1 protein-coding gene and 1 pseudogene are annotated in these 277 nt (G+C 41.9%); both read left to right on the forward strand.

Annotated features, from left to right (window positions below):
• Positions 1–129 (forward strand): chemotaxis protein CheW (locus SB658_RS23590; RefSeq protein WP_410602726.1); only part of this gene is annotated, 129 nt, incomplete at its 5' end.
• 24 nt (positions 130–153) lie between these two features.
• Positions 154–277 (forward strand): annotated as a pseudogene (locus SB658_RS23595) (chemotaxis protein CheW); the annotation flags it as partial.

Consider the following 277-nt stretch of genomic DNA (forward strand, 5'->3'; position numbering starts at 1 on the left):
GGTCAGCAAGAGGTTGTATTGAAATCACTAGGAGATTACCTGCCAAACGTGTTTGCGATTTCAGGCGCAACAATCCTAGGCGACGGTCAAGTTGCACTCATCGTTGACTGTAATGCACTGATCAAGTAAAAAACAATAGAGGAGCGGTCTGAAATGAGTACAGATATCAAAACTGGCGAAAAGATGATTGTGTTTATCGTAAACAAAAAAGAATACGCCATTTCAGTATCAGAAGTAAAGTCCATTGAAAAATGGCAGCAGCCGACAAGAGTCCCTG

Source organism: Bacillus sp. SIMBA_008 (genome assembly GCF_046535495.1).
GTDB classification, from domain to species: Bacteria; Bacillota; Bacilli; order Bacillales; family Bacillaceae; genus Bacillus; species Bacillus subtilis.